Below are 23,085 nucleotides of genomic sequence, written 5' to 3' on the forward strand. Positions count from 1 at the left end.
ACCCCGGCGCCCACCGCCGGTCGCTTCCCCGAGCGACGCACCACCTCCCGGGGAGCTCCCGTGGGCACCACCCTCCGTCCGTGCCTTCGCGCCGCGCTGGCCGCGCTGCTCGTCTTCACCGTCCTCGCCGCGCCGGCGGTCCCTGCCGGTGCGGAGCCTGCCGGCGCCCACAGCCCACCGGTCGACGGCCCGGTCGTCGACCTGTGGCGGCCGCCCCCCACGCCCTACGGCGCGGGCAACCGCGGGATCGACTACCGGACCGAGCCAGGGGAGGGGGTCCGCGCCTCGGCGGCGGGCGAGGTGACCTTCGCCGGCTCGGTCGGCGGCAGCCTCCACGTCACGGTCCTCCACGAGGACGGGTTGCGCACCTCGTACTCGTTCCTGGCGTCGGTGAGCGTCCGGCGGGGCGACGCGGTCGGGCGGGGTCAGGTCGTGGGCACCGCATCCGAGCGCCTGCACTTCGGCGCCCGTGCCGGTGAGCGCTACGTCGACCCCGGGCTGCTGCTCGGTGGCGGGGAGGTGGCCGTCCACCTCGTGCCGGTCGCCCTGCGGTCGCCACAGCCGGAGGCCACGGAGCGCCACTGGCTGGCGGGGATCGCCGCCACCGGGCTGGCCCGGGTGGCCTCAGCGGTGGCGTGGGCAGCCGACAGCGCCGTCGTGCCCCACTACGTGGCGCAGTGGGTGGGCCTGGCCGGACACCTGGGCGACCTGCGCGACCGGGCCCGCCTCTTCAGCGACGGCCAGGACGGTTGCACGCCCTCGTCCTCCCCGCTGCCACCGCGTCCGCCCGGGCGGCGCATCGCCGTCCTCGTCGCCGGCTTTGGCTCCCGCGGCGGGGATGCCAGCATCCTCGGCCTCGACACCGAGGCGCTCGGCTACGCCGCTGCGGACGTGGCCCAGCTGTCGTACCGGGGTGGGCGCGTCCCGGGTGTGGGCAACCTCCTCGGTGTCCCGGTCACCGGGTATGAGCCGGCGGACTCCACCGTCGACATCCGCACCTCGGCCCAGCACCTTCGCGAGCTGCTGGCCTCCATCCGGGCGGCCCACCCCGGCGTGCCCGTCGACGTGTTCGCCCACTCCCAGGGCGGGGTGGTGGCCCGCGTCGCCCTCGGGCGCGACGGCGACGGCCTCGACCCACGACTGCCCGAGGTCGGCCACCTCGTCACCCTCGGCACCCCACACCACGGCACCGACCTGGCCACGGCCGGGGCCCTGCTGCTCACCACCCGGGCCGGCGAGCTGGCGGCCGCGGTGGCGTCTCGGGCCACCGGCGGGGAGCTCGCCCTCGACAGCGACGCCGCTCGCCAGCTGGCGGAGACGTCCGGCCTGGTGCGAGGCCTCGCCGAGCGCCGGCTGCCGCCGGGGACGGCGGTCACGTCGATCGCGGCCCGGGGCGACCTCGTCGTCCCCGCCCTCCACAGTGCCCTCGAGGGTGCGACCAACGTCGTCGTCGCCCTCGACGGCGTCAGGGCCCACGGGGCATTGCCCTCCTCGCCAGAGGCGCATCGGGAGGTGGCGTTGGCCCTCGCCGGAGCCGGGCCCACGTGCCGGCGGGTGGGCCCCGACCTGACCATCGCCGCCGGCATCAGCCTGGCCCAGGACGCGGTGGGCACCATCGCCGGGGTCGCCGGGTTGGTGCTCGACGGCCACCGGGTGCGACCATCGTCTCGGATCGGGATGCTCCCTCCGGGCGACGACGACCTCGACCCGCCGTGCCCCGCAGCGGGGTGCGGCGGTGGCGGGTGAGCCCGCACGGGGAGGACCGGGGACGGGCGGCAGCGAAGGTGTTCCTCATGGCAGGGCGACGAAGGTGGCGGCGCGGGGCAGCGTGGTGCTCCCTCACTGCCCTCCTGCTCGTCACCGGGGTGGTCACCGGCGTCGTCCCCGCGTCGGGTGAGGGGCCCATCGGCGGCTGGGCCAGCGAGCGCCTCCGCGTCGAGCCAGTCGTCGACGGCGGCACGATCCGCGTCGCCGACGTGGGCACGTTCCGGGGCGCGGTCGAGCTCGTCCCGGACGGCACCGGGGTGGCCGTGGTCAACGATGTGGGTCTCGAGGACTACGTCCGCGGCATCGCCGAGGTCCCGTCCTCGTGGCCCATCGAGGCCCAGAAGGCGCAGGCCGTTGCCGCCCGGAGCTACGCCCTCAACCAGATGCGGGGCAGCCGGGTCACCCGGTTCCGGGCGGTGGGGGCCGACCTCTGCGCCACCCAGGCCTGCCAGGTCTACCGGGGGGTCGGGACCGCCCGACCCGGGTGGGACGCAGCGGTGGCTGCGACGGCGGGAGAGGTCCTGCTCCACCGGAACGGGCCGATCCGGGCCATGTACGCCTCGTCCAACGGTGGCCGCTCGGACCCCGGCGGCGCCCCCTACCTGCCGGGCGTCGACGACCCCGACGACGAGCGCGTCAGCCCCTGGGCCCGCTGGCGGGCGACGTTCACCCTCGACCAGGTCGCCACCGCGTTCCCCGGGCCTGGCCGGCTGGTCGAGGCCGACCGCGCCGGCGACACCTTCGTCCTGCGCTACCAGCAGGACGACGGTGCCATCGTCGACCGCGGCGTCGCCCCGTCGGCGGTCCGCACCACGTTCAACGCCCGCCTGCCCCGCACCCCTGGCCTGCCCGTGCCGGTGCTCTCGACCCGCTTCACCGCCTTCACCGAGGGCGACACCGTGGTGCTCGACGGGGCGGGCTTCGGCCACCTCGTCGGCATGAGCCAGTACGGCGCGCTCGGCAAGGCCCAGCGGGGTCTCGACCACGCCGAGATCCTCGCGACCTACTACGGCGGCATCCGCCCGACGGTGGTCGACCCCGCCGAGCTGCCCGCCTCCATCCGGGTGGCCATGGCGCACGAGCGGCCTTCGGTGCACCTGAGCGGGCAGGGCTTCCGGGTCCTCGACGCCGGTGGTGACGTCCTGGCCCACCTCGGCGAGGGCGACTGGGAGGTCCGCCCGGACGGCGCCGGCCGGGTCGTCGCGGTGCCGCCCGACGGGCAGGAGGGGGCGCCGGTCGTGGCCCTGAGCGCACCGAGCGCCGAGCTCGTGCGGGTCGAGCTCACGGCGCCGGCGGCGGTCCGCATCCTCGATCCGGGTCGCGCGGTCCTGGTCGACCTGGGCCTCCGGCGGGCCGGGGAGGTCGACATCCCCCTGACCGGGCCGGTGCCGCCGGGGGCGCGCCTCGACCTCGTCGCCGAGGCCGACGCCGGTGGCGGGCGGGTGGCCCTCGCCGAGCTGACCATCGCCCCTCCCGTCCCCGGGGAGGCGCCCGCCGCCACCTCGGCCGCCAAGGCTGCAGGCGGTGGGAGGGGGAGCGACACCGCCTCCGGGGTCGGCGCGGTGGTGGCCATCAGCGTGCCGGGCGTGCCCGCCGAGCGGCCGGCCGCGCCCATCGTGGGGGTCGCCCTCGTCGCCCTGCTGGGCGCGGCCGCCGGCCTGGTGCGGGTCGCCGGCGGGCCCGCCGCTACACTCCGGGCCACGTTCGGTCGCAGTCCGCGGCCGTCCTGACCGGAGAACCCCGGCGCCTCAACCCACGGTCGCTCCCTCGGAGCGCGCGGCGCCGGGTCCACCAAACCGTGGGAGGAGGCACACCATGGCGCCCGTCGTCACCATGAAGCAGCTGCTCGAGGCTGGTGTCCACTTCGGGCACCAGACCCGCCGTTGGAACCCCAAGATGAAGCGGTTCATCTACGGCGAGCGCAACGGCATCTACATCATCGACCTGCAGCAGACCCTGCAGCGCATCGAGACCGCCTACACCTTCGTCCGCGACATGGTCGCCGACGGTGGCGAGATCCTCTTCATCGGCACCAAGAAGCAGGCGCAGGACCAGATCTCCGCCGCCGCCGACGGGTGCGGGATGCCCTACATCAACGAGCGCTGGCTCGGCGGCATGCTCACCAACTTCTCCACGATCTCCGGGCGCGTCTCCAAGATGTCGGAGTACCAGCGCCAGCGGGCCGTGGGCGACTTCGACGCCATGCCCAAGAAGGAGGCCCTCATGAAGGGCCGCGAGCTCGAGAAGCTCGAGCGCAACCTCGGTGGCATCCGCAACATGTCGAAGCTGCCCGACGCGGTGTTCATCATCGACACCAACAAGGAGCACATCGGGGTCAACGAGGCCAACAAGCTGAAGATCCCGATCGTGGCGGTGGTCGACACCAACTGCAACCCGGACCTCATCGACTACGTGATCCCCGGCAACGACGACGCCATCCGCTCCGGCAGCCTGATGTGTCGCATCATCAGCGACGCCGTCAAGGAGGGCCGCTACATCGCCGAGCGTCGGGGCACCGCCAAGCCGGCGCCGCCCGCGCCGCCCACCCCCGAGGAAGAGGCCGAGCGCGCCCGCCAGCAGGCCTCCGCACGCGCGGCCGCCGCCCAGCAGGCCGCCGAGCGCGAGGCCCGCGTGGCCGCTGCCGCCTCGCCGGTCCCCGAGGGCTCGCCCGAGGAGACCAGCGCCGTCGACCCCGCCGAAGCCTCACCGGCTCTCGGCCAGGAGTCCGCAGGGGTGCCCGAGTCCGAGGTGGCCTCCCCCCAGACCGACGACCCCACGACCGACAAGACCTGATCGAGGAGCACCCCCCGACCGATGGCAGGATTCTCAGCAACCGACGTCAAGCGCCTCCGCGACAGCACCGGCGCCGGCATGATGGACGCCAAGAAGGCGCTCACGGAGAACGACGGCGACTTCGACGCCGCCGCCAAGTGGCTCCGTGAGCAGGGCCTGGCCCAGACGGCCAAGCGCTCCGACCGTGAGAACACCGAGGGCGCGGTGGCACTGGCCGCTGCTGGCAATGCCGCCGCTGCCGTCGAGCTCAAGTCCGAGACGGACTTCGTGGCCAAGTCCCCCGACTTCAAGGCGCTCGCCGACGACCTCGCCGTCGCGGTGGTCGCCGACGGCGAGGGAGCGGTGTCCTCGCTCCAGGACCGACTCGACGACCTCAAGGTCACGCTCAAGGAGAACCTCGAGGTGGGCAGGGTGGTGCGCGTCGAGGCGGCCGACGGCAACGTCCTCGACACCTATCTGCACGTCCAGAGCGAGCGGGGCAAGAACGCCGTCATCGTCGAGATGGCCGGAGGCTCTCAGGAGCTGGCCCACGACGTGGCGGTCCACATCGCCTTCGCCCGTCCCGCCTACCTCACCCGGGACGAGTTCCCGGCTGAGGAGGTCGAGGCCAAGCGCGCCGAGCTCGAGGCCCTCAGCCGCAACGAGGGCAAGCCCGAGGCCGCTCTGCCCAAGATCATCGAGGGGCGCCTCAGCGGGTTCTACAAGTCGACCCCCGGCGGCGCCCTCCTCGAGCAGGCCTTCGTCAAGGACGAGAAGCGGTCGGTCGGCGACGCCCTCGGCGACGCCACCGTCGTCCGATTCGCCCAGATCGAGATCGGGGCGTAGGAACCCATGGCCGTCGACGGCGCGGGCGAGCGCCAACCGCGCTGGGGCCGCATCGTCCTCAAGCTCTCCGGTGAGGCCTTCGCCGACGCCAGCGGCTACTCCATCGATGGCGAGGTGGTGAGCCGGGTCGCGGCCGAGATCGTCGACGTCCGGCGCACCCTCGACGTCGACGTGGCGGTGGTGGTCGGCGGCGGCAACATCTGGCGGGGCCTCCACGGCGCGGGCGTGGGCATGGACCCAGCCCAGGCCGACTACATGGGGATGCTGGCCACGGTCATCAACGGCCTGGCCCTCCAGGACGCCCTCGAGCGCCTCGACCAGCCCACCCGGGTCATGACGGCGATCCAGATGGCCCAGGTCGCCGAGCCCTACATCCGCCGGCGGGCCATCCGCCACCTCGAGCGGGGCCGGGTCGTGATCCTCGCGGGCGGTACGGGCAACCCGTACTTCACCACCGACACCACCGCCGCCCTGCGGGCCGCCGAGATCGACGCCGAGGTGGTCCTCAAGGGAACCCATGGCGGCGTCGACGGTGTCTACACCGCGGACCCCAAGCTCGACCCCGCGGCGACCAAGCTCGACGAGATCTCCTACATGGAGGTGCTCAACCGGGGGTTGCGCGTGATGGACTCGACGGCCATCACCTTCTGCATGGACCACGAGCTCCCGATCGTGGTCTTCGACCTCCTCGACGAGGGCAACATCCGCCGTGTCCTCGTGGGGCAGGAGCGGATCGGTACCCTGGTCGGGTGATCGACGACATCCTGGCCGACGCGGCCGACAAGATGACGAAGGCGGTCGAGCACGCTCGCGCCGAGATGGCCAGCATCCGCACGGGCCGGGCCAGCCCCGCCCTGGTCGAGAAGCTGATCGTCGACTACTACGGCTCCGAGGTTCCCCTCCAGCAGCTGGCCGGCTTCAGCGTGCCCGAGGCCCGCACCCTCGTGATCCAGCCCTACGACAAGGGCTCGCTGGGCGCCATCGAGAAGGCGATCCAGAACTCCGACCTCGGGCTGATGCCGAGCAACGACGGCAACGTCGTCCGCCTCATCTTCCCGCAGCTGACCGCCGAGCGCCGCAAGGACCTGGTGAAGGTGGTCAAGGGCATGGCCGAGGACGGCCGGGTGGCGGTGCGCAACCTCCGTCGTGCCGGACGCCAGGAGCTCGAGGCCCTCGAGAAGGAGGGTGACATGTCCGCCGATGACCTCGAGCGGGCGGAGAAGGAGCTCGACAAGATCACCGCAACCCACGTCGCCGGCATCGATGCGGCCGTGGACACCAAGGAGCAGGAGCTGCTCGAGGTCTGAACGTCAGTGCCCGGTCCCGCAGATCCCAACCACCCCGCAGGAGGCCCGATGGACGAGCGCCCGCCCTGGGAACGCCCCGACGAAGAGAACCAGGCCGACCCCACCGAGGGGGTGCGCATCATCGGCGACGAGGAGGCCGCCGAGGCCATCGAGCGCGGCGACGTCGCGCCCCGCCGCGGCGATGGCACGCCCCGCTATGGCGACCGGCCGTCGTCCCCGCCCGACGACGTCCCCCGTCCGGCCCTCCGCTTCCCGCTCGGCCAGGCCGATCCCGACGAGGGCGATGTCGCTCGCCCCCGCGTCGTCGGGTCCACGCCGTCGTTGCCACCCTGGACCGACCCGCCCACCGGCGAGGTGCCGCGTCTGGTGCCGCCCGACGAGGGCGAGGAGGGCGAGGACCTCGAAGCGTGGTCGAGCTTCACCGATGCCGGTCCGCGCTGGCGCGACCGAACCAGCGACTGGGAGGACGCCGAGTACGAGAGCTCTTCGATGCTCCACGACGACGAGTCCCGCGTGGGTGCCCTCGATGAGTCGGACCGTCCCGCCCCCGACGACTTCTTCGGCGACGCCCCGGGCCGCCGGGAGCCGGTGATCCGTGGCGCCCACGGTCGCCCCGCCCCTTGGGAGCAGGCGGCCGCCGCCGGTGCCACCGTCGGACCGGGTCCCGAGGCCGGGCCGGCCCGTGCCGGCCGCCGTCACGAGCCTCACCGGCCGGTCGCCGGTCCCGGCGACGGTGGGCCGGGGGAGCGTGATGTCCGCCTCGCCGTGATCACCGGCGTGGGGCTGGCCGTGGCCGCCCTGATCCTCTTCTCGCTCGGACCGGGGCCCGCCATGGTGCTCGTGGTCGGCATCGTCGTGGTCTGCGCCGCCGAGCTGTTCGCCTCGCTCCAGCGGGGTGGGTACCAGCCCGCCACCCTGCTCGGCCTCGTCGCCAGTGGTGCCCTGGTCGCGTCCGCCTACTGGCGTGGTGAGGCCGCGATCCCGTTGGTGCTCGGGCTCACGCTCGTGTTCACCCTGCTCTGGTACCTCGTCGGCGTCAGCCGGATCGAGCCCACCATGAACGTCGGCGTCAGCCTCTTCGGGGTGGCCTACACCGGCCTGCTCGGCTCCTTCGCCGCGCTGATGCTCGCCTTCCCCAACGGTCGCGGGCTCCTCGCCGGCACCGTGGTGGCAGTGGTGGCCAACGACGTGGGCGCCCTCGTCGCCGGGCAGCGCCTTGGTGAGCGCCCGATCGCGCCCGAGATCAGCCCCAACAAGACCGTCGAGGGGGCCATCGGCGGCGCGGTGGCGGCGGTGCTCGTCAGCATCGTCGTCCTCGGCTTCATCGGCCTCCACCCCTGGGACGTGGGGTCGGCGCTCGCTCTGGGGCTCGTCGTGGCGGTCATGGCACCCCTCGGCGACCTCTGCGAGTCCTTGGTCAAGCGCGACCTCGGCATCAAGGACATGGGGAGCATCCTCCCTGGGCACGGGGGGTTGCTCGACCGCTTCGACGCGCTGCTCTTCTGCCTGCCGGCCGTCTACTACCTGGCTCGGTTGCTGGAAATCTTCTGATGGTCACGTGACCGCCATCTCGTTGCTGGGGTCGACGGGGTCGATCGGGATCCAGACGCTCGACGTCGTGCGAGCGGAGCCCGAGCGGTACTCGGTCGTGGCGCTCGGTGCAGGCGGTTCGTCCCTGGAGGTGCTCGCGGCCCAGGCCCGCGAGCTTGTCCCTCAGGTCGTGGCGATCGCCGACGAGCGCAGGGCGGGGGAGCTTCGCTCGCTGGTCCCCCCGGGGGTCGAGGTGGTGGCCGGGCAGGACGCCCTGGCGTCCGTCGCCCACCTCGGTGAGGTCGTGGTCAACGGGGTGGTCGGCTTCGCGGGGCTCGGGGTCACGCTGGCAGCGCTCGGGGCCGGGCGGCGGCTGGCGCTGGCCAACAAGGAGTCGCTCATCGCCGGGGGGCCGGTGGTGCAGCGCGCCCGTGCCACGCCGGGGGCCGAGATCCTCCCTGTCGACTCCGAGCACTGCGCCCTGCACCAGTGCCTCCGCTCGGGTCGGCCCGGTGAGGTGGCCCGCCTTGTCCTCACCGCCAGCGGCGGTCCCTTCCGGGGCCGCACCCGGGCCGACCTGGCCGAGGTCACCGTGACCGACGCCCTTGCCCACCCCACCTGGAGCATGGGCCCGAAGATCACGGTCGACTCGTCGACCCTGATGAACAAGGGCCTCGAGGTGATCGAGGCCCACGAGCTGTTCGGCACCCCCTACGACCGGATCGACGTCGTGGTCCACCCCCAGTCGGTGGTGCACTCGATGGTCGAGTACCACGACGGCGCCACCATCGCCCAGCTCTCGATGCCCGACATGCGCCTCCCCATCGCGTACGCCCTCGCCTTCCCCGAGCGCTCGGCGGTGCCGGTGGGCAGGGTCGACTGGGCGACCCTCGGGTCGCTCGATTTCGAGCCCCCCGACCTCACCGCCTTCCCTTGCCTCGGCCTCGCCTACGAGGCCGGGCGGGCCGGCGGCTCCGCCCCGGCCTGGCTCAACGCCGCCAACGAGGTCGCCGTGGCGGCCTTCCTCGAGGGCGCGATCCGGTGGATCGACGTCCCCGAGGTGGTGAAGGAGGCACTCGACCTCCATGATGGGACCGTGCTCGACGACGCCGAGAGCGTGGTCGAGGTGGATCGACGGGTGCGAGCCCTGACCCGCACCGTCGTCGAGAGGAGACCCGCCGCATGACCGAGACCGCAGCCGCCCGACCGGGCGCCACATCCGAGACGCCTGAGCTGCCCGAGCCGGAGCACCCCTCCGCCGAGGAGGCGGTCGCGCCCACCAGCTGGATTCGGCGCATCCTCATCGCCGCGGCCGTGATCTACCTGGGCACCCAGGTGGCGGTCTCGACCCTCGCGGTCATCGGCGCCCTCATCTTCTTCATCTTCATGCACGAGCTCGGCCACTACCTCACCGCCAGGTGGGCAGGCATGAAGGTCACCGAGTTCTTCATCGGCTTCGGCCCCACCCTGTTCTCCTTCACACGGGGCGAGACCCGCTATGGCATCAAGGGCATCCCCGCCGGCGCCTACGTGAAGATCATCGGGATGAGCAACCTGGAGGAGATCGACGCCTCCGAGGAGCACCGCACCTACCGCCAGCAGCCCTACTGGCGGCGCATGTCTGTTGCGGTGGCCGGATCGACCATGCACTTCCTCATGGCCATCGTCTTGATCTTCAGTGTCTTCTCGATCTTCGGCGTGCCCGACCCCGACGCCGAGGGGTGGACGATCGGCGCCATCAGCACCTTCGAGCGCGGGCCGAGCCCCGCCGAGGAGGCGGGCCTGCAGGTCGGCGACCGCATCGTGTCGGTCGACGGGCGGTCGTTCGCCACCTTCGACGACATGGCCACCTACCTGCGGGAGCAGCCCGGCGAGGAGGTCTCGCTCGTGGTGGCCCGTGACGGCCAGCGCCTGACGCTCACCACTGAGCTGGCCGACCGCAACCCCGGTGGCGAGCGGGTGGGCTTCCTCGGTGTGGGGCCGGAGTGGGCCACCACCCGGCAGGGTCCCGTCAGCGGGGCCTGGGAGGCGGTCAGGACCACCGGCGACACCATGGTCCTGTCGGTGCAGGCCCTCGGCCAGTTCTTCTCGCCGGCCGGCCTCGGCGGCTACGTCGACACCCTCACCGGCAACACCCCGGCGGCGGCGCCGGGGGCCATCGAGGCCGAGAACCGGCTGCTCTCCCCGGTGGGTGCGGTCAACGTTGCCGGCCAGGCCGCCGACGCCGGCATCATCAACCTGATCAGCTTCTTGTTCCTGATCAACGTCTTCATCGGGGTGTTCAACCTGGCACCGCTCCTGCCCTTCGACGGCGGCCATGTGGTGATCGCGACCTACGAGCGCATCCGGAGCCGGCGGGGTGAGCGATACCACGCCGACGTGAGCAAGCTCATGCCGCTCACCTACGCCGTGGTGGGGGTGCTGATCCTCATCGGCCTCAGCGCGCTCTACCTCGACATCTCCGATCCGATCGACCTTCCCTTCTAGTGCAGTTCTCCTCCGGACGGGCCGAGCGGCGTCGCACCCGCCAGATCATGGTGGGCGGGGTCGCGGTCGGCGGCGACGCGCCGATCTCCGTGCAGTCGATGACGATCACCAAGACGGCCGACGTCGAGGGCACCCTCGCCCAGATCTACGCCCTGGCCGGTGCGGGCGCCGACATCGTGCGCTGCACCTGCAACAACCAGGATGCGGCCGAGGGCCTGGCCCAGATCGTGCCCCGCTCACCGGTGCCGATCGTCGCCGACGTGCACAACAACCACCGCATGGCCTTCGCCGCCCTCGAGGCCGGGGTGGCGTGCCTGCGCCTCAACCCGGGGAACATCACCGACCCGACCAAGATCAAGGACATCGCCGCCGAGTCCCGCGACCGGAAGGTGCCCATCCGCATCGGGGTCAACGGCGGCAGCCTCGACAAGGCGCTCTACGAGAAGCACGGCGGCAAGGTCACCCCCGAGGCCATGGTCGAGTCGGCCCAGATCGAGCTCGCCTACTTCGAGGAGGTCGGCTTCGACGACGTGAAGATCTCGGTCAAGGCCAGCAACGTGCCGCTGATGATCGAGGCCTACCGACAGCTGGCCGACGTCACCGACCACCCGTTGCACCTCGGGGTCACCGAGGCCGGCCCGCCGCCGGCCGGCCTGGTCAAGGCCACCGCCGGGATCGCCACCCTCTTGGCTGAGGGCATCGGCGACACCATCCGGTACTCGCTCACCGCCGACCCGGTGGAGGAGGCGCGCGCCGGCCGCCAGCTGCTCGAGGCCATGGGCCTGCGGGAGCGCAAGTCGGTCGACCTCATCGCCTGCCCGTCGTGCGGCCGGGCCGAGATCGACGTCATCCAGGTGGCCAAGGAGGCCCAGGCCGCCTTCGGCGACCGGGAGATCCCGCTCCAGATCGCGGTGATGGGCTGCGTCGTGAACGGGCCGGGCGAGGCGAGGGACGCCGACCTCGGCATCGCCGCCGGCCGCAAGAAGGGCCACCTCTTCGTGCACGGCCAGAACCTGGCGGTGGTGCCCGAGGACGAGATGGTCGACTCGCTCGTCCGCTACGCGGAGGAGATCATGGCCGACGGCGTCGAGGCGGTCCTGGCGCGCTCCGACACGGAGCGAGCACGTCGCGAGGCCGACGCCGACCGCGCCGCCCTCCTCGAGGAGCAGGGCGACGACGCCAACGACGCCAGCACCCGCGTCGAGCTCATCCGCAAGACCGTCGACGAGCACTGACCGGGTCAGCGGGTCGTACGTCGGCCCGCACCCCGCACCCCACACCCCCCCACCCCCGCCGTTCTGGCACCAGAACCGCGCCGGTACCCAGCGCGATCCTGGTGCCAGTTCGGATGGCGGTGACCGGTGACCGGTGACCGGGTCGGCGGGTAGCGTCGCTCGGAGACCGGCCGCGGTGCCGGGGTCACGAGGGGGAGCGGTCGATGGGGGAGTCGGGTCGGGTCACGATCGAGGAGGGTGTCGTCTTCGGCACCGGCGGCGGGCGCGACCTGCGCTGCGACGTGTACCGCCCGCCCGGGCAGGACGGTCCCGTGCCCGGAGTGCTGCTCGTCCACGGCGGCAGCTGGCGCACCGGCGACGTCACCCAGCTCCGCGGCTACGGGATCATGCTCGGCCGCGCCGGCTACGTCTGCGTGGCGACCGAGTACCGCCTCTTGGGTGAGTCGCCGTGGCCGGCACAGATCCACGACGTGAAGGCGGCGATCCGCTGGATGAGGGCCAACGCGGGCGACCTGGGGATCGATCCAGAGCGCATCGTGGTGGAGGGCAACTCGGCGGGAGCTCACCTCGGCCTCCTCGCCGCCGGCACCCCGGGCCACCCCGGGCTCGAAGGCGACGGCGGCAACGCCGGCGTGCCCACCACGGTCGCCGCCGCGATCGGGGTCTATGCGCCGACCCTGCTCACCCACGGCGAGCGCCGGCGGGGCGGGATCACCCTCGCCGCTCTCAGCGAGGCGACATCGGAGGACGAGGCGGCGCTGGCCAGCCCCCTGACCCATGTCACCCCTGCCTTCCCGCCCACCATGTTGATCCACGGCACCGACGACGACACGGTGCCGGTGGACGCCACCCTGGTCATGTACGAGGCGCTGGCCGAGGCGGGCGTCGCCTGCGAGGTGCACCTCTACGCCGGCCAGCCACACTCCTTCGACGCGGTGCCCGAGCTCGGCCGGCAGTGCGCGGCGGAGATGCTCCTCTTCCTCGACCGCTACGTCCGCGACCGGGTGCCGGCACCGAACGCGGCAGGCTGAGGTACGTCGGTGAGCGACGCGTCGACGGTCAAGACCGAGGTGCGCGGGCGGGTGCTGGTGGTCACCATCGACCGGCCCGAGCGGCGCAACGCGGTCGACGGGCCCACCGCGGCTCGCCTGCACGAGGCCTTCGCCGCCTTCGACGCCGATGACGGCATTGATGTGGGCGTCCTCACCGGCGCGGGCGGAACGTTCTGCGCCGGCGCCGACCTCAAGGCCATCGGCGAGGGGACGGGCAACCGGGTCGACGAGGACGTCACCGCGCCCGGCCCAATGGGGTGCACCCGGATGCTGCTGTCCAAGCCGGTGATCGCCGCGGTGGAGGGCCACGCCGTGGCCGGCGGCCTCGAGCTGGCCCTGTGGTGCGACCTGCGGGTTGCGGCCTCCGACGCCACCTTCGGCGTCTACTGCCGCCGGTGGGGGGTGCCCCTGGTCGACGGCGGAACCATCCGCCTGCCCCGGCTCGTGGGCCAGAGCCGGGCCCTCGACATGATCCTCACCGGGCGCGGCGTCGGTGCCGACGAGGCGGCTGCCTGGGGTCTGACAAACCGGGTGTGCCCGCCGGGGAAGGCGCTGGAGGAGGCGGTGGCCCTGGCCGACTCGCTCGTCGCCTTCCCTCAGACCTGCCTGCGAGCCGACCGCACCTCGGTCCACCAGCAGTGGGGCCTGCCGCTCGATGAGGCGCTGGCCAACGAGACCCGCCTCGGGCTGGTCCCGATCCGGTCGGGAGAGACGGTGGAAGGCGCCGCCCGCTTCGCAGGTGGCGCGGGCCGCCACGGCGAGGGGCTGTGATGGGGACGGTCCACCCGTTCCCTACAGACCTGCTCCAGCGTCCGGCTTCGTCGCCTGCAACGTGTAGGTGGCTGGCAGGCGCTCTGGGTGATGACGTAGGCGGTGCTCGCCCCCCCCTACCTCCTCCATGGCGTCCGCGAGCGGGTTCCACGGCACGCTGTCGTGCTCCTCGATCGCCGACAGCTGTAGGCCGGCGTCCATCACCGCGGTGATGACCTGAGCCAGTCCGTGGTTGAAGTGCACGATGTCGGGCGACGCCAGCGGCTCGTCGTGGTCGACGTAGCTGGCGGGCTCGGAGAAGCGCACGCCCTCGGTCTCGAAGTAGGGGTGCTCGACGACCAGCAGGCCGTCGTCACGCGGGTCGGACAGCGACCACAACACGGGGTGACCCTCGCGGATGAAGAGCCGCCCGCCCGGTCGGAGCAGCGCGTCCACCACGGCCGCCCAGCGCCTGATGTCGGGGAGCCAGCAGAGCGCGCCGATGCCCGTGTACACCAGGTCGAACCGGGCGCGCCCGAGCGCTTCCACGGCTCCGTAGAGTTCGCTCTCCACGTAGTCGATCGACGCACCGCAGTCTGAGGCCAGCGCCGACGCCGCCTCGAGCGCGGGGGTGGAGAAGTCGAGGCCGGTCACGCGGGCGCCGAGCCGGGCCAGCGATAGGGTGTCGGTGCCGATGTGGCACTGGAGGTGCACCACGTCGAGGCCCTCGATGCTGCCGAGCCGCGGCAGGTCGAACCTCACCACGTCGGAAAGGTGGTCCGGGTCGCGGCGGAAGTCGTCGAGGCCGTAGGCCTGCACGTGGTGGGGCACCCGGCTGTTCCAGTTCGCCAGGTTCACGTCGAGGTAGTCGCTCACCGCGACATCGTCGCACGCCCCATCGGGCGCACCCGCGGGTCATCTGTGCCGCGGCATGGCAGCATCGCTGTGTGCCCGAGCCGGGGGATCGCATGTTGCTGCGCCTGGAGGGGGGCCCGGTCGGTTGGCGCGCCGTCACCTTCCCTCCGCCCCTCGAGCTGCACGAGAGGTCAGGCCGCTACGTGCTCGTCGACGATGGTCCACCCGAAGGCTGGTGGTACGAGCTGGTCGCCGGCGAGGGTCGGTGAGCCGGCGCGACTGGCTGGCACGTTCCTGGTGACGAGAGGAGGGACCGGATGCGGAGGAAGGTCTGTCTGGGGTTGGCGGGTGCGCTTCTTGCTGCCGCCTGCTCGGGTGACCAGGGGACCGAGGCTCCAGCCGTTGATGCCGTGCCGTCTGCTGGTGATCCAAAGCTTGCTACTGCAGCAGCGGGAGCGATCCGTGCTCACGACCTTCCCGCCATGGCGGTCGCGTACGTCTCCCTCCACCAGGGGGTCCTCGTGGGCATTGCCGGCACCCGTGGACACGGCGATGGCACACCAGTGAGCGTGGACTCGCGTTTCCATATCGGCTCGGACACCAAGGCGATGACCGCCGTGTTGGTGGCGCAGCTGGTCCAGGCGGGAGAGCTGACCTTCGACTCGCGCATCGCCGACGTGCTCGCGAACGCAGCAGTCGATGCGAGTCTCGGCGCGATCACCGTCCGCGACGTGCTCGGTCACCGCACGGGCCTCGTTGATGACCTCGACCTTCGCGGCCTGCATGAGGCCACCGACGCCGTCGCCGCCCGGCGAGAGGCGGTCTACGAGGCCCTTCGATCACCACGCCGCGAGCCGGACAGCTACGCCTACGCGAACCTGAACTACATGCTTGCGGGCGTCCTCGTCGAGGAGATCCTCGCAAGGAGCTGGACCGACATCATCGAGGAACGGCTCTTCGCGCCTCTCGAGATGACGAGCTGTGGCTTCGGAGCACCGCTCGGCGACCTGGATCCGCTCGGACACACCGCAGAGGGAACGCCGATCCCGCACGACGCGCCGGTATCGGACAACCCGCCTGCGTTGGGTCCCGCCGGCACCGTCCACTGCTCGATCGGGGACTGGGCGAAGTTCGCCACCGCCATGCTCGAAGTCCTCACCGGCACCGACAACGAGATCCTCAGCGCAGCCACCGCAGCGGACCTCTTCGCCGGGGAGGAGCACTACGTCGCGGGCTGGCTCCGGACAGACCGCGATGGCGAGGTGTCGTACGGTCACGACGGAAGCAACACCCTCTGGTACGCCCGAGCGGTGCTGCGGCCAGCGCAGCGTGACGCCGTGCTCATCGCCTCGAACACCGGCGAGAGGAGCGCGATGCGAGCGATCGACGAGCTCACGGGAGCTGTGCTCCGCGACTGGCCCCCAGCGTCGTGAGCAGCGACGTCCAGGAGGGGAGCGTCCGGCCGAGCTGCTGGGCGAGGATGGCCGCCGGCGCCATGTGACACCTGGTGTCGCCGGGGGTTTCACCCCTCCCTGGCCAACCGATCCGCAGCGGTGAGCATGTGGCGGCCGTCGGGGAGGTCGATCTCGGCGCACACCAGGCCGGTGGAGACCCGTTCGACCACGCCCCACTCCCAGATGGCCGTCTCGTCGAGGCCGGTGGTCGCCGCCAGCCACCGGGACCGCTCGCGGGGGTCGCCGTCCATGAGCTCGACGGGGTCCTCCCGCATGAGGATCCCGAGGTCGTACTCGGCCTCGGCCAGGAGCCCGTCGGGGTCGACCAGCTTGAAGCCGTCACTGGCCTCGAGGGCGTTCCACTGGTGGACGTCGCCGTGGACGAGCACGGCCCGCTCGTCGTCGTGGGCGGCGATCCGACGCTCGGCGCAGGCAAGGGCATGGTCGACGCTGCGCTCGGCACACGGACGGTCGAGGCGCTCCCACGCCTCGGGGATGAAGTCGGCCAGCCAGCGACCCTTCTCGGCACCCGTGGGCAGTCCGTGGCCGGCGGCGGGTCGCCACATGCGGGCGGCGGCGGTGGTCAAAACTTCCATGCGGCGGAGCAGCGGCAGGTCGAGCTTCGAAAGAGATCGGCCCAACCGCTCCAGGAGGAGAGCACCCCGGTCGGCGTCGGCCTGCAGCAATCGGGCGCAGCCCTCGCCGTCGGCCAGGCGCAGCACGGTGATCTCGTGGGCGGCCGCGTCGTCGGAGCGGGGGACGAGGAGCTTGAGCACCGCCGGGGTGCCGTCGTCGAGGGCGGCGGCGACGACGAGCGCCTCCGTGCCACCGTCGTAGACACCGCCGATCGAGATCGACCAGTCGACCTCGAGGGAGGCAACCAGGTCGGGGAGGTCGGCGAGCCAACGCTCGGCCCCGGCCACCCGGGCCTTGCTGCGCACGACCTCGGGGACCTGGATCACGCCGCTGACCCTGGCACGGCGTAGCTGCTGTCGCACGTCAAGGGAAGGTCGAGCCGGTCGGCGAGAAATTCGCTTTCCGGGGACGGGTGGTGGGGGCATGCTGGCGGGACGTGCCCGCAGGTGGTGGGCCCAGAGCCGGAGGAGGTGCCGATGACCGTCACCGTCCTCACCGCGCCCCGCCCGGCTCCCCGCTGCTGATCGCCATCTGACCGCAGCGCCTGTGCGAGCCGGCGGACCGATGCGTCCTGCCCGTCTTGCACAGGAGATCACGTGTTGCACCACTTCACGCCCGAACCGGGGCCGCGCCCCGCACCCCACTGGCTACCGACCGGCGACATCGAGGACGAGGTCGTCGGGTCGCTCAAGACCGGCAAGGAGGCCGAGGTCGTCGTGGTCGAGCGCCGGTCGCTCGACGACGGCCGCAGCTGCCTCCTCGCCCACAAGCGCTACCGGCCGCTCACCGCCGGCCGGGGCGAGCTCGAGGCCCAGGGCTTCAGCCGGTCCCGCACCTTCGTGGACGACACCATCTACCACGAGGGTCGGCGGTTCCGGCGCAGCCGCGACCGCCGAGCCGTCGCCAAGATGACCGGTCACGGCAAGAAGCTGCTCGGCGACCGCTGGGTCGGCCACGAGCTCGACACCATGCGCACACTCTGGAACGCGGGGGCCGACGTGCCGTACCCGGTCGAGCTCCAGGGCGACGGCATGCTCATGGAGCTGATCGGCGACGCCACCCAGGCCGCTCCCCGGCTGGTGTCGGCACGGTTGTCGACACCGGAGCTGGCCTCGGCCTTCGAGCAGGTCACGTCCAACCTGCGGATCCTCGCCCGGGCGTCGATCGTCCACGCCGACCTCTCCGCCTACAACGTCTTGTGGTGGCAGGGGCGCATCTCGGTCATCGACCTGCCCCAGGCCACCGACCTGCTGCTCAACCCCCACGGCATCGACCTCCTGCACCGCGACGTGGTGCGCATGTGCGAGTGGTTCACCCGCAAGGGTCACGACTGCGACGCCGAGGAGCTCTTCGCCGACGTGCTGGCCGAGGCGTGGTCGTGATCCCTCGCGGCGGTGGTGGCCGCCCTCGCCGGTAGCGCCTGAGAGCGGCAACCGGATCGAGCTTCCGGCCGGGCGCCGGTAGCCTCGGCCGCCATGGCCAAGCCCCCCGTGCTCACCCCCCAGGCCGACGACTTCCCCCGCTGGTACCAGGACGTCGTCGCCAAGGCCGAGCTGGCCGACAACGGGCCGGTGAGGGGCACGATGGTGATCCGCCCCTACGCCTACGCCATCTGGGAGCGCATCCAGGCCGAGCTCGACGCCCGCATCAAGGCGGCCGGCTGCGACAACGTCTACTTCCCGCTCTTCATCCCGGAGTCGTACCTCCAGCGCGAGGCCGAGCACGTGGAGGGCTTCAGCCCCGAGCTGGCGGTGGTCACCCACGGCGGTGGCAAGGAGCTCGAGGAGCCCCTTGTTGTGCGACCCACCAGCGAGACGGTTTTCGGCGAGTACATGGCCAAGTGGGTGCAGAGCTACCGCGACCTCCCCCTGCTGCTGAACCAGTGGGCCAATGTGGTCCGCTGGGAGCTGCGGCCCCGGCTGTTCCTGCGCACCACCGAGTTCCTGTGGCAGGAGGGTCACACCGCCCACGCCAGCCAGGCCGACGCTCGGGCCTTCGCGGTGCAGGTCCTCCACCAGGTCTACGAGGAGGTCATGCGCGACGTCATGGCGGTGCCCGTGCTCACCGGTGCCAAGACGGCACGGGAGCGCTTCGCCGGCGCCGTCAACTCCCTCACGTGCGAGGGGATGATGGGCGACGGCAAGGCCCTGCAGATGGGAACCAGCCACGAGCTGGGTCAGAACTTCGCCAGCGTCTTCGACATGGACTACCTCGACGACGAGGGCGCCCAGCAGCTGTGCTGGACCACGTCGTGGGGTGTGTCCACCCGGCTGATCGGCGGGCTCATCATGTGCCACGGCGACGACCGCGGGCTCCGGCTGCCCCCCGCCCTCGCCCCCCACCAGGCCGTGGTGCTGCTCATCCGCGACGAGGAGGGCGCTGGGGGGGTCGCGGCCAGCGTGGCCGACGACCTGGCCGCCACCGGCGTGCGCACCCGGCTCGACGACCGGGTGGAGACCTCGTTCGGCCGCCGGGCCACCGACTGGGAGCTCAAGGGCGTCCCCGTCCGGGTCGAGGTCGGCCCTCGCGACGCCAAGGAGGGCCTCGTCACCCTGGTGCGCCGCGACACCGGCGACAAGGAGGCCGTGCCCGTGGCCGAGGTGGTGACGCGGGTCGGCCTGGCGCTCGGCGAGATCCAGCGCGGCCTGCTCGACGAGGCGCGCCAGCGCCGTCGCTCGCGCACTGCCGACGTCTCGTCGGTGGCCGAGGCCGTCGAGGCGGCGGCCACTGGCTTCGCCCGGATCCCTTGGTCGAAGCTCGGCGACGGGGGCGAGGACGAGCTGGCAGCCTCGGGCGTCTCCGTCCGGTGCCTGCAGTCCGCCGACGGTGGCCTGCCCGACACCGCCGACGACCCCGGCCTCGTGGCCACCGTCGGCCGCGCCTATTGAGCGCCGACCCGGTGGCCACCCAGCCGGCGGTGGCGACGATGCTGTGGCGTGGGCTGGTGCAGCGCTGTCCGGTGTGCGGGTCGGGCCGGCTCTTCCGGCGGTGGTTCTCGATGGTCGAGCGCTGCCCCCGCTGTGGGCTGCGCTTCGGCCGCATCGAGGGCCACCACATCGGCGCCCTCGGGCTCAACACCATCGTGTCGTTCGTGGTGCTGTTCGTGGTGGTCGTGGGCGGCCTGGTCTGGTCGCACCCCGAGTTCAGTCCGACACCGCTTGCGGTGGCGGCGGTGGCGACCGCGATCCTGGTGCCCCTGGCCTTCTTCCCGTCCTCGCGGACCCTGTGGACGGCCGTCGACCTCTGGATGCGGCCGCTGGAGCCCGGGGAGGCCCACCAGGAGGCCTGAGCCGAGGCGTCCCCGAACGGGTCGTCGGGCCCCGCCGTCGCTATACTCTCAGGGCTGTTCCGTTCGATGTCTGGGCGGATCGGTGGAGCGGCAGCGGCCCGGAAGGGCCAGGTTGGCGTGGGCAGATGCCCACGCTTTTGTGTGTCAGGGCAGGCTCGACGACTGAGGAGGGTGACATGGCGACGACGGAGCAGGTGACGGCGCTCGTGGCGCCCATCGTCGCCACCCACCAGGCCGAGCTCTACGACGTCGAGCTCGTCGGCGGCGTGCTGCGGGTCCTCGTCGACCGCACGGGTGGGGTCGACCTCGACACCGTCGGGGCCATCACCCGTGAGGTCTCCGACGCCCTCGACGAGGCCGACCCGCTCCCGGGGGAGTACACCCTCGAGGTGTCGAGTCCGGGCCTCGAGCGCCCGCTGCGCACCCCACGCCACTTCGCGGCCGCCGTCGGCAGCGCGGTGAAGGTCAAGACCATGCCGGGAACCGACGGCGAACGTCGGGTCGAGGGCGAGCTCCTCGACGCCGACGACGACGCCATCACCGTCGAGTCACCCGACGGCCCCCGCCGGATCGAGCTGGCCGAGATCGCCTCGGCCCGCACCGTGTTCACGTGGGGCCCTGCCCCCAAGCCCGGCGGCAAGGGCGGCACCCAGAGCAAGGCGCGCAAGGGCGCCCAGACGAGGAAGGCGAACCGATGAGCAACACCGGCAACTTCGAGATGCTGGAGGCCCTCCAGGCGCTGGCCGCCGACAAGGGGATCTCGGTCGACGCCCTGCTCGACGCGCTGGCCAACGCCCTGGTGTCGGCGTACAAGCGCATGCCCAACGCCGCCGAGGAGGCGTACGTCACCATCGACGCCGAGACCTTCGAGATCCGGGTGTACGGCCAGGAGCTCGACGAGGATGGCAACGTCACCCGCGAGTGGGACGACACCCCGAGCGACTTCGGCCGCATCGCCGCCCAGACGGCGAAGCAGGTGATGATGCAGCGCATCCGCGAGGTCGAGCGGGAGATGAAGTACGAGGAGTACGCCGGCCGCGAGGGCGACATCGTCACCGGCATCATCCAGCAGACCGACAGCCGCTTCACCCTCCTCGACCTCGGCAAGGTCGAGGCCCTGCTGCCCCAGGCCGAGCAGGTGCCCTACGAGCGCCCCGAGCCGGGCACCCGCCTCAAGGCCTACATCGTCGAGGTCCGCAAGAACCCCCGCGGCCCCCAGATCGTGGTGAGCCGAACCCACCCCGGCCTCATCAAGCGCCTCTTCGAGCTCGAGGTCCCCGAGATCGCCGACGGCATCGTCGAGCTGAAGGCAGTGGCCCGCGAGCCCGGCCACCGCACCAAGATCGCGGTGTGGTCCAACGACAGCAACGTCGACCCCGTCGGCGCCTGCGTCGGCGCCCGCGGAGCGCGCGTCCGCATGGTCGTCAACGAGCTTCGGGGCGAGAAGATCGACATCGTCCCCTTCACCGACGACGTGCAGGACTTCGTGATGAAGGCCCTGTCGCCGGCCAAGGTCAAGGAGGTCCGCCTCGACCACGAGACGGGCACCGCCGAGGTGATCGTCCCCGACTACCAGCTGTCGCTGGCCATCGGCAAGGAGGGCCAGAACGCCCGCCTCGCCGCCCGCCTCTCGGGCTGGCGGGTCGACATCAAGAGCGAGACCCAGCTGGCGGAGGAGGAGGCCGGCTACGAGGGCGAGGAGTGGGCCGAGGGCGAGTGGGTCGAGGACCCCGAGTCCGGTGAGATGGTCTGGCGTCCCGCCGAGGGCGGCCCGGCGGTGACCGCCGAGCAGTGGAGCCATGGCGACGCCGACGCCACCGGCGACGCCATCCCCGAGCCGCCGGTCGAGGTCGACGGCGCGGACGCCACCGCCGGCGAGGCGGTCGGGGAGGCTGCGGCGCCGGAGGCGGCTGCCGAGCAGGAGGCCCCGGCGGCTGCCGAGCAGGAGGCGCCTGCGGGCGACGACCAGCCGGCCGCTCCCGACGACGACCCCAGTACGATCGAGGCGACGTCGTAGGGACGGGCGCCGGGCCCCGGCGCACGTGCGTGGGCTGCCGGAGGGTGGCCTCGCAGGGTGCGCTGGTGCGGGTCGTCCGCCTCGCCGACGGGTCGCTCGCCCTCGGGCGGCACCTCCCGGGACGGGGCGCGTGGCTCTGCGCCGGATCGACCGACTGCGTCGACCTGGCGGGGCGCCGGCGGGCGTTCGAGCGGGCGCTGCGCGGGCCGGTGGCGCCGGAGGCGGCGATCTCGCTTCGTGCCGAGGTGGAGCGGTGCGCGAGGATGGATGGTCGGTCCACCGCATGCACAGAGGACGAGACCCACATGTGACGTAGGACGGCAGAAGCCGAAGGAAGGCACGAAGCAACTTGGCAGCGAAGATCCGGGTCTACGAGCTCGCACGAGAGCTCGGGATGACGAACAAAGAGACGCTCGACCTGTGCGAGGACCTCGGCATCGGGGTCAAGAGCCACTCGTCGAGCGTCGTCGACGCCCAGGCCGACCGCGTCCGCCGCAAGGCCGACTCGCTCGGGCTGCGTCGCGAGGTGCAGCCGGAGGAGCCAGAGCCGGCGAAGAAGCCGGCGAAGAAGCCGACCAAGAAGGCGGCCGCCAAGGTCACCAAGGCCCCCGAGGCGCCCGCCCCCACCGAGGCGCCCGCCCCTGCTCCTGCCCCGGAGGCCGAGGAGGCGCCCGAGCGCCCCGCCCCCGAAGACGAGGTCGCCCCCGAGGCGCCCCCCGTTCCGACACCGCGCCTGGTCACCAGCCGTCCCGCCAGCGAGCAGCCCGATCTCGAGCCGCCCCGCTCGGACCGCCCGGTGGTCCGCTCGGCACCGCCTGCAGCACCGCCCGCCCGGCCCACGGCGCCGCCCCCCGCGCCCGAGCGCCCTGTAGCCGAGGCCGCCGAGGTCGTCGACGCGCCAGCTGCGGCGCAGGCGCCCCCCGCCGAGACGTCGAGCCCGCCCGCCCCCCCGGCACCCAACGTGGTGCGCAGCCCCGGGGGCCGCGCCGTGACGCCGCCGCCGGGCGGCCCCCCGCGCTCCAACACCGGCAAGCCGATCCCCCCGCCGCCGGGACCCCCCAAGTCCAACACCGGCAAGGCGATCCCCC

23 protein-coding genes are annotated in these 23,085 nt (G+C 72.5%); 21 read left to right on the plus strand and 2 right to left on the minus strand.

Annotated features, from left to right (window positions below; translation table 11 throughout):
• Positions 1-60: 60 nt before the first annotated feature.
• The 12 genes from VMN58_06280 to VMN58_06335 all read left to right on the plus strand — a co-directional run bounded on the left by VMN58_06280 (position 61) and on the right by VMN58_06335 (position 13,767).
• On the plus strand, positions 61-1,746 hold the full coding sequence (locus VMN58_06280; protein ID HUF32799.1) for a peptidoglycan DD-metalloendopeptidase family protein: 1,686 nt from the start codon (positions 61-63) through the stop codon (positions 1,744-1,746).
• A gap of 47 nt (positions 1,747-1,793) precedes the next feature.
• Entirely contained in the window at positions 1,794-3,497 is a 1,704-nt protein-coding gene (locus VMN58_06285) for a SpoIID/LytB domain-containing protein (GenBank protein HUF32800.1), read from the plus strand.
• 85 nt (positions 3,498-3,582) lie between these two features.
• Positions 3,583-4,560, plus strand: coding sequence for a 30S ribosomal protein S2 (gene rpsB, locus VMN58_06290; GenBank protein ID HUF32801.1), 978 nt, complete (start codon positions 3,583-3,585; stop codon positions 4,558-4,560).
• A 21-nt stretch (positions 4,561-4,581) separates the two neighbouring features.
• Positions 4,582-5,385, plus strand: coding sequence for a translation elongation factor Ts (tsf, locus tag VMN58_06295; protein ID HUF32802.1), 804 nt, complete (start codon positions 4,582-4,584; stop codon positions 5,383-5,385).
• A 6-nt stretch (positions 5,386-5,391) separates the two neighbouring features.
• Positions 5,392-6,138: a UMP kinase gene (gene pyrH, locus VMN58_06300; GenBank protein HUF32803.1), complete on the plus strand. Its 747-nt coding sequence runs from the start codon at positions 5,392-5,394 to the stop codon at positions 6,136-6,138.
• Positions 6,135-6,692, plus strand: coding sequence for a ribosome recycling factor (frr, locus tag VMN58_06305; protein HUF32804.1), 558 nt, complete (start codon positions 6,135-6,137; stop codon positions 6,690-6,692). The genes pyrH and frr overlap by 4 nt, the downstream gene beginning before the upstream one ends.
• Before the next feature lie 48 nt (positions 6,693-6,740).
• A complete protein-coding gene (locus tag VMN58_06310) occupies positions 6,741-8,243 on the plus strand; it encodes a phosphatidate cytidylyltransferase (GenBank protein HUF32805.1) in 1,503 nt (500 codons plus the stop codon).
• Positions 8,244-8,250: 7 nt separating this feature from the next.
• Entirely contained in the window at positions 8,251-9,408 is a 1,158-nt protein-coding gene (gene dxr, locus VMN58_06315; protein HUF32806.1) for a 1-deoxy-D-xylulose-5-phosphate reductoisomerase, read from the plus strand.
• Positions 9,405-10,709 carry an RIP metalloprotease gene (locus VMN58_06320; protein HUF32807.1) on the plus strand — a complete coding sequence of 435 codons (1,305 nt, stop codon included), beginning with the start codon at positions 9,405-9,407 and terminating at the stop codon, positions 10,707-10,709. Before dxr ends, VMN58_06320 begins: the two co-directional genes overlap by 4 nt.
• A complete protein-coding gene (ispG, locus tag VMN58_06325) occupies positions 10,709-11,944 on the plus strand; it encodes a flavodoxin-dependent (E)-4-hydroxy-3-methylbut-2-enyl-diphosphate synthase (GenBank protein ID HUF32808.1) in 1,236 nt (411 codons plus the stop codon). Before VMN58_06320 ends, ispG begins: the two co-directional genes overlap by 1 nt.
• Before the next feature lie 203 nt (positions 11,945-12,147).
• A complete protein-coding gene (locus VMN58_06330) occupies positions 12,148-12,975 on the plus strand; it encodes an alpha/beta hydrolase (protein HUF32809.1) in 828 nt (275 codons plus the stop codon).
• 9 nt (positions 12,976-12,984) lie between these two features.
• Positions 12,985-13,767, plus strand: coding sequence for a crotonase/enoyl-CoA hydratase family protein (locus VMN58_06335; GenBank protein ID HUF32810.1), 783 nt, complete (start codon positions 12,985-12,987; stop codon positions 13,765-13,767).
• A gap of 21 nt (positions 13,768-13,788) precedes the next feature.
• Here the strand turns inward: VMN58_06335 and VMN58_06340 are convergent, their stop codons facing one another.
• Positions 13,789-14,622: a methyltransferase gene (locus VMN58_06340; protein ID HUF32811.1), complete on the minus strand. Its 834-nt coding sequence runs from the start codon at positions 14,620-14,622 to the stop codon at positions 13,789-13,791.
• Positions 14,623-14,693: 71 nt separating this feature from the next.
• On the opposite strand from VMN58_06340, the gene VMN58_06345 reads away from it, so the two are divergent.
• A complete protein-coding gene (locus VMN58_06345; GenBank protein HUF32812.1) occupies positions 14,694-14,870 on the plus strand; it encodes a hypothetical protein in 177 nt (58 codons plus the stop codon).
• Between the two features lie 48 nt (positions 14,871-14,918).
• A complete protein-coding gene (locus VMN58_06350; GenBank protein ID HUF32813.1) occupies positions 14,919-16,034 on the plus strand; it encodes a serine hydrolase domain-containing protein in 1,116 nt (371 codons plus the stop codon).
• Positions 16,035-16,123: 89 nt separating this feature from the next.
• On the opposite strand, the gene VMN58_06355 is transcribed toward VMN58_06350, so the two are convergent.
• Positions 16,124-17,017, minus strand: coding sequence for an aminoglycoside phosphotransferase family protein (locus VMN58_06355; protein HUF32814.1), 894 nt, complete (start codon positions 17,015-17,017; stop codon positions 16,124-16,126).
• Positions 17,018-17,287: 270 nt separating this feature from the next.
• Here VMN58_06355 and VMN58_06360 point away from each other — a divergent pair, with 270 nt between their 5' ends.
• The 7 genes from VMN58_06360 to VMN58_06390 all read left to right on the plus strand — a co-directional run.
• Positions 17,288-18,073: an RIO1 family regulatory kinase/ATPase gene (locus VMN58_06360; GenBank protein ID HUF32815.1), complete on the plus strand. Its 786-nt coding sequence runs from the start codon at positions 17,288-17,290 to the stop codon at positions 18,071-18,073.
• A gap of 93 nt (positions 18,074-18,166) precedes the next feature.
• A complete protein-coding gene (gene proS / locus VMN58_06365) occupies positions 18,167-19,579 on the plus strand; it encodes a proline--tRNA ligase (GenBank protein ID HUF32816.1) in 1,413 nt (470 codons plus the stop codon).
• Positions 19,580-19,590: 11 nt separating this feature from the next.
• Positions 19,591-19,980, plus strand: coding sequence for a DUF983 domain-containing protein (locus VMN58_06370; protein HUF32817.1), 390 nt, complete (start codon positions 19,591-19,593; stop codon positions 19,978-19,980).
• A gap of 176 nt (positions 19,981-20,156) precedes the next feature.
• Positions 20,157-20,678, plus strand: a complete 522-nt coding sequence (rimP, locus tag VMN58_06375) for a ribosome maturation factor RimP (protein ID HUF32818.1) — start codon at positions 20,157-20,159, stop codon at positions 20,676-20,678.
• Complete coding sequence (nusA, locus tag VMN58_06380; protein HUF32819.1) at positions 20,675-21,997, plus strand: transcription termination factor NusA; 1,323 nt, start codon at positions 20,675-20,677, stop codon at positions 21,995-21,997. Before rimP ends, nusA begins: the two co-directional genes overlap by 4 nt.
• A gap of 29 nt (positions 21,998-22,026) precedes the next feature.
• Positions 22,027-22,308, plus strand: a complete 282-nt coding sequence (locus VMN58_06385; protein ID HUF32820.1) for a YlxR family protein — start codon at positions 22,027-22,029, stop codon at positions 22,306-22,308.
• A gap of 38 nt (positions 22,309-22,346) precedes the next feature.
• The coding region (locus VMN58_06390; protein HUF32821.1) for a translation initiation factor IF-2 N-terminal domain-containing protein at positions 22,347-23,085 on the plus strand (739 nt) is incomplete at its 3' end.

The organism is Acidimicrobiales bacterium, from assembly GCA_035512495.1.
In the GTDB taxonomy this organism is placed as follows: domain Bacteria; phylum Actinomycetota; class Acidimicrobiia; order Acidimicrobiales; family CADCSY01; genus DATKDW01.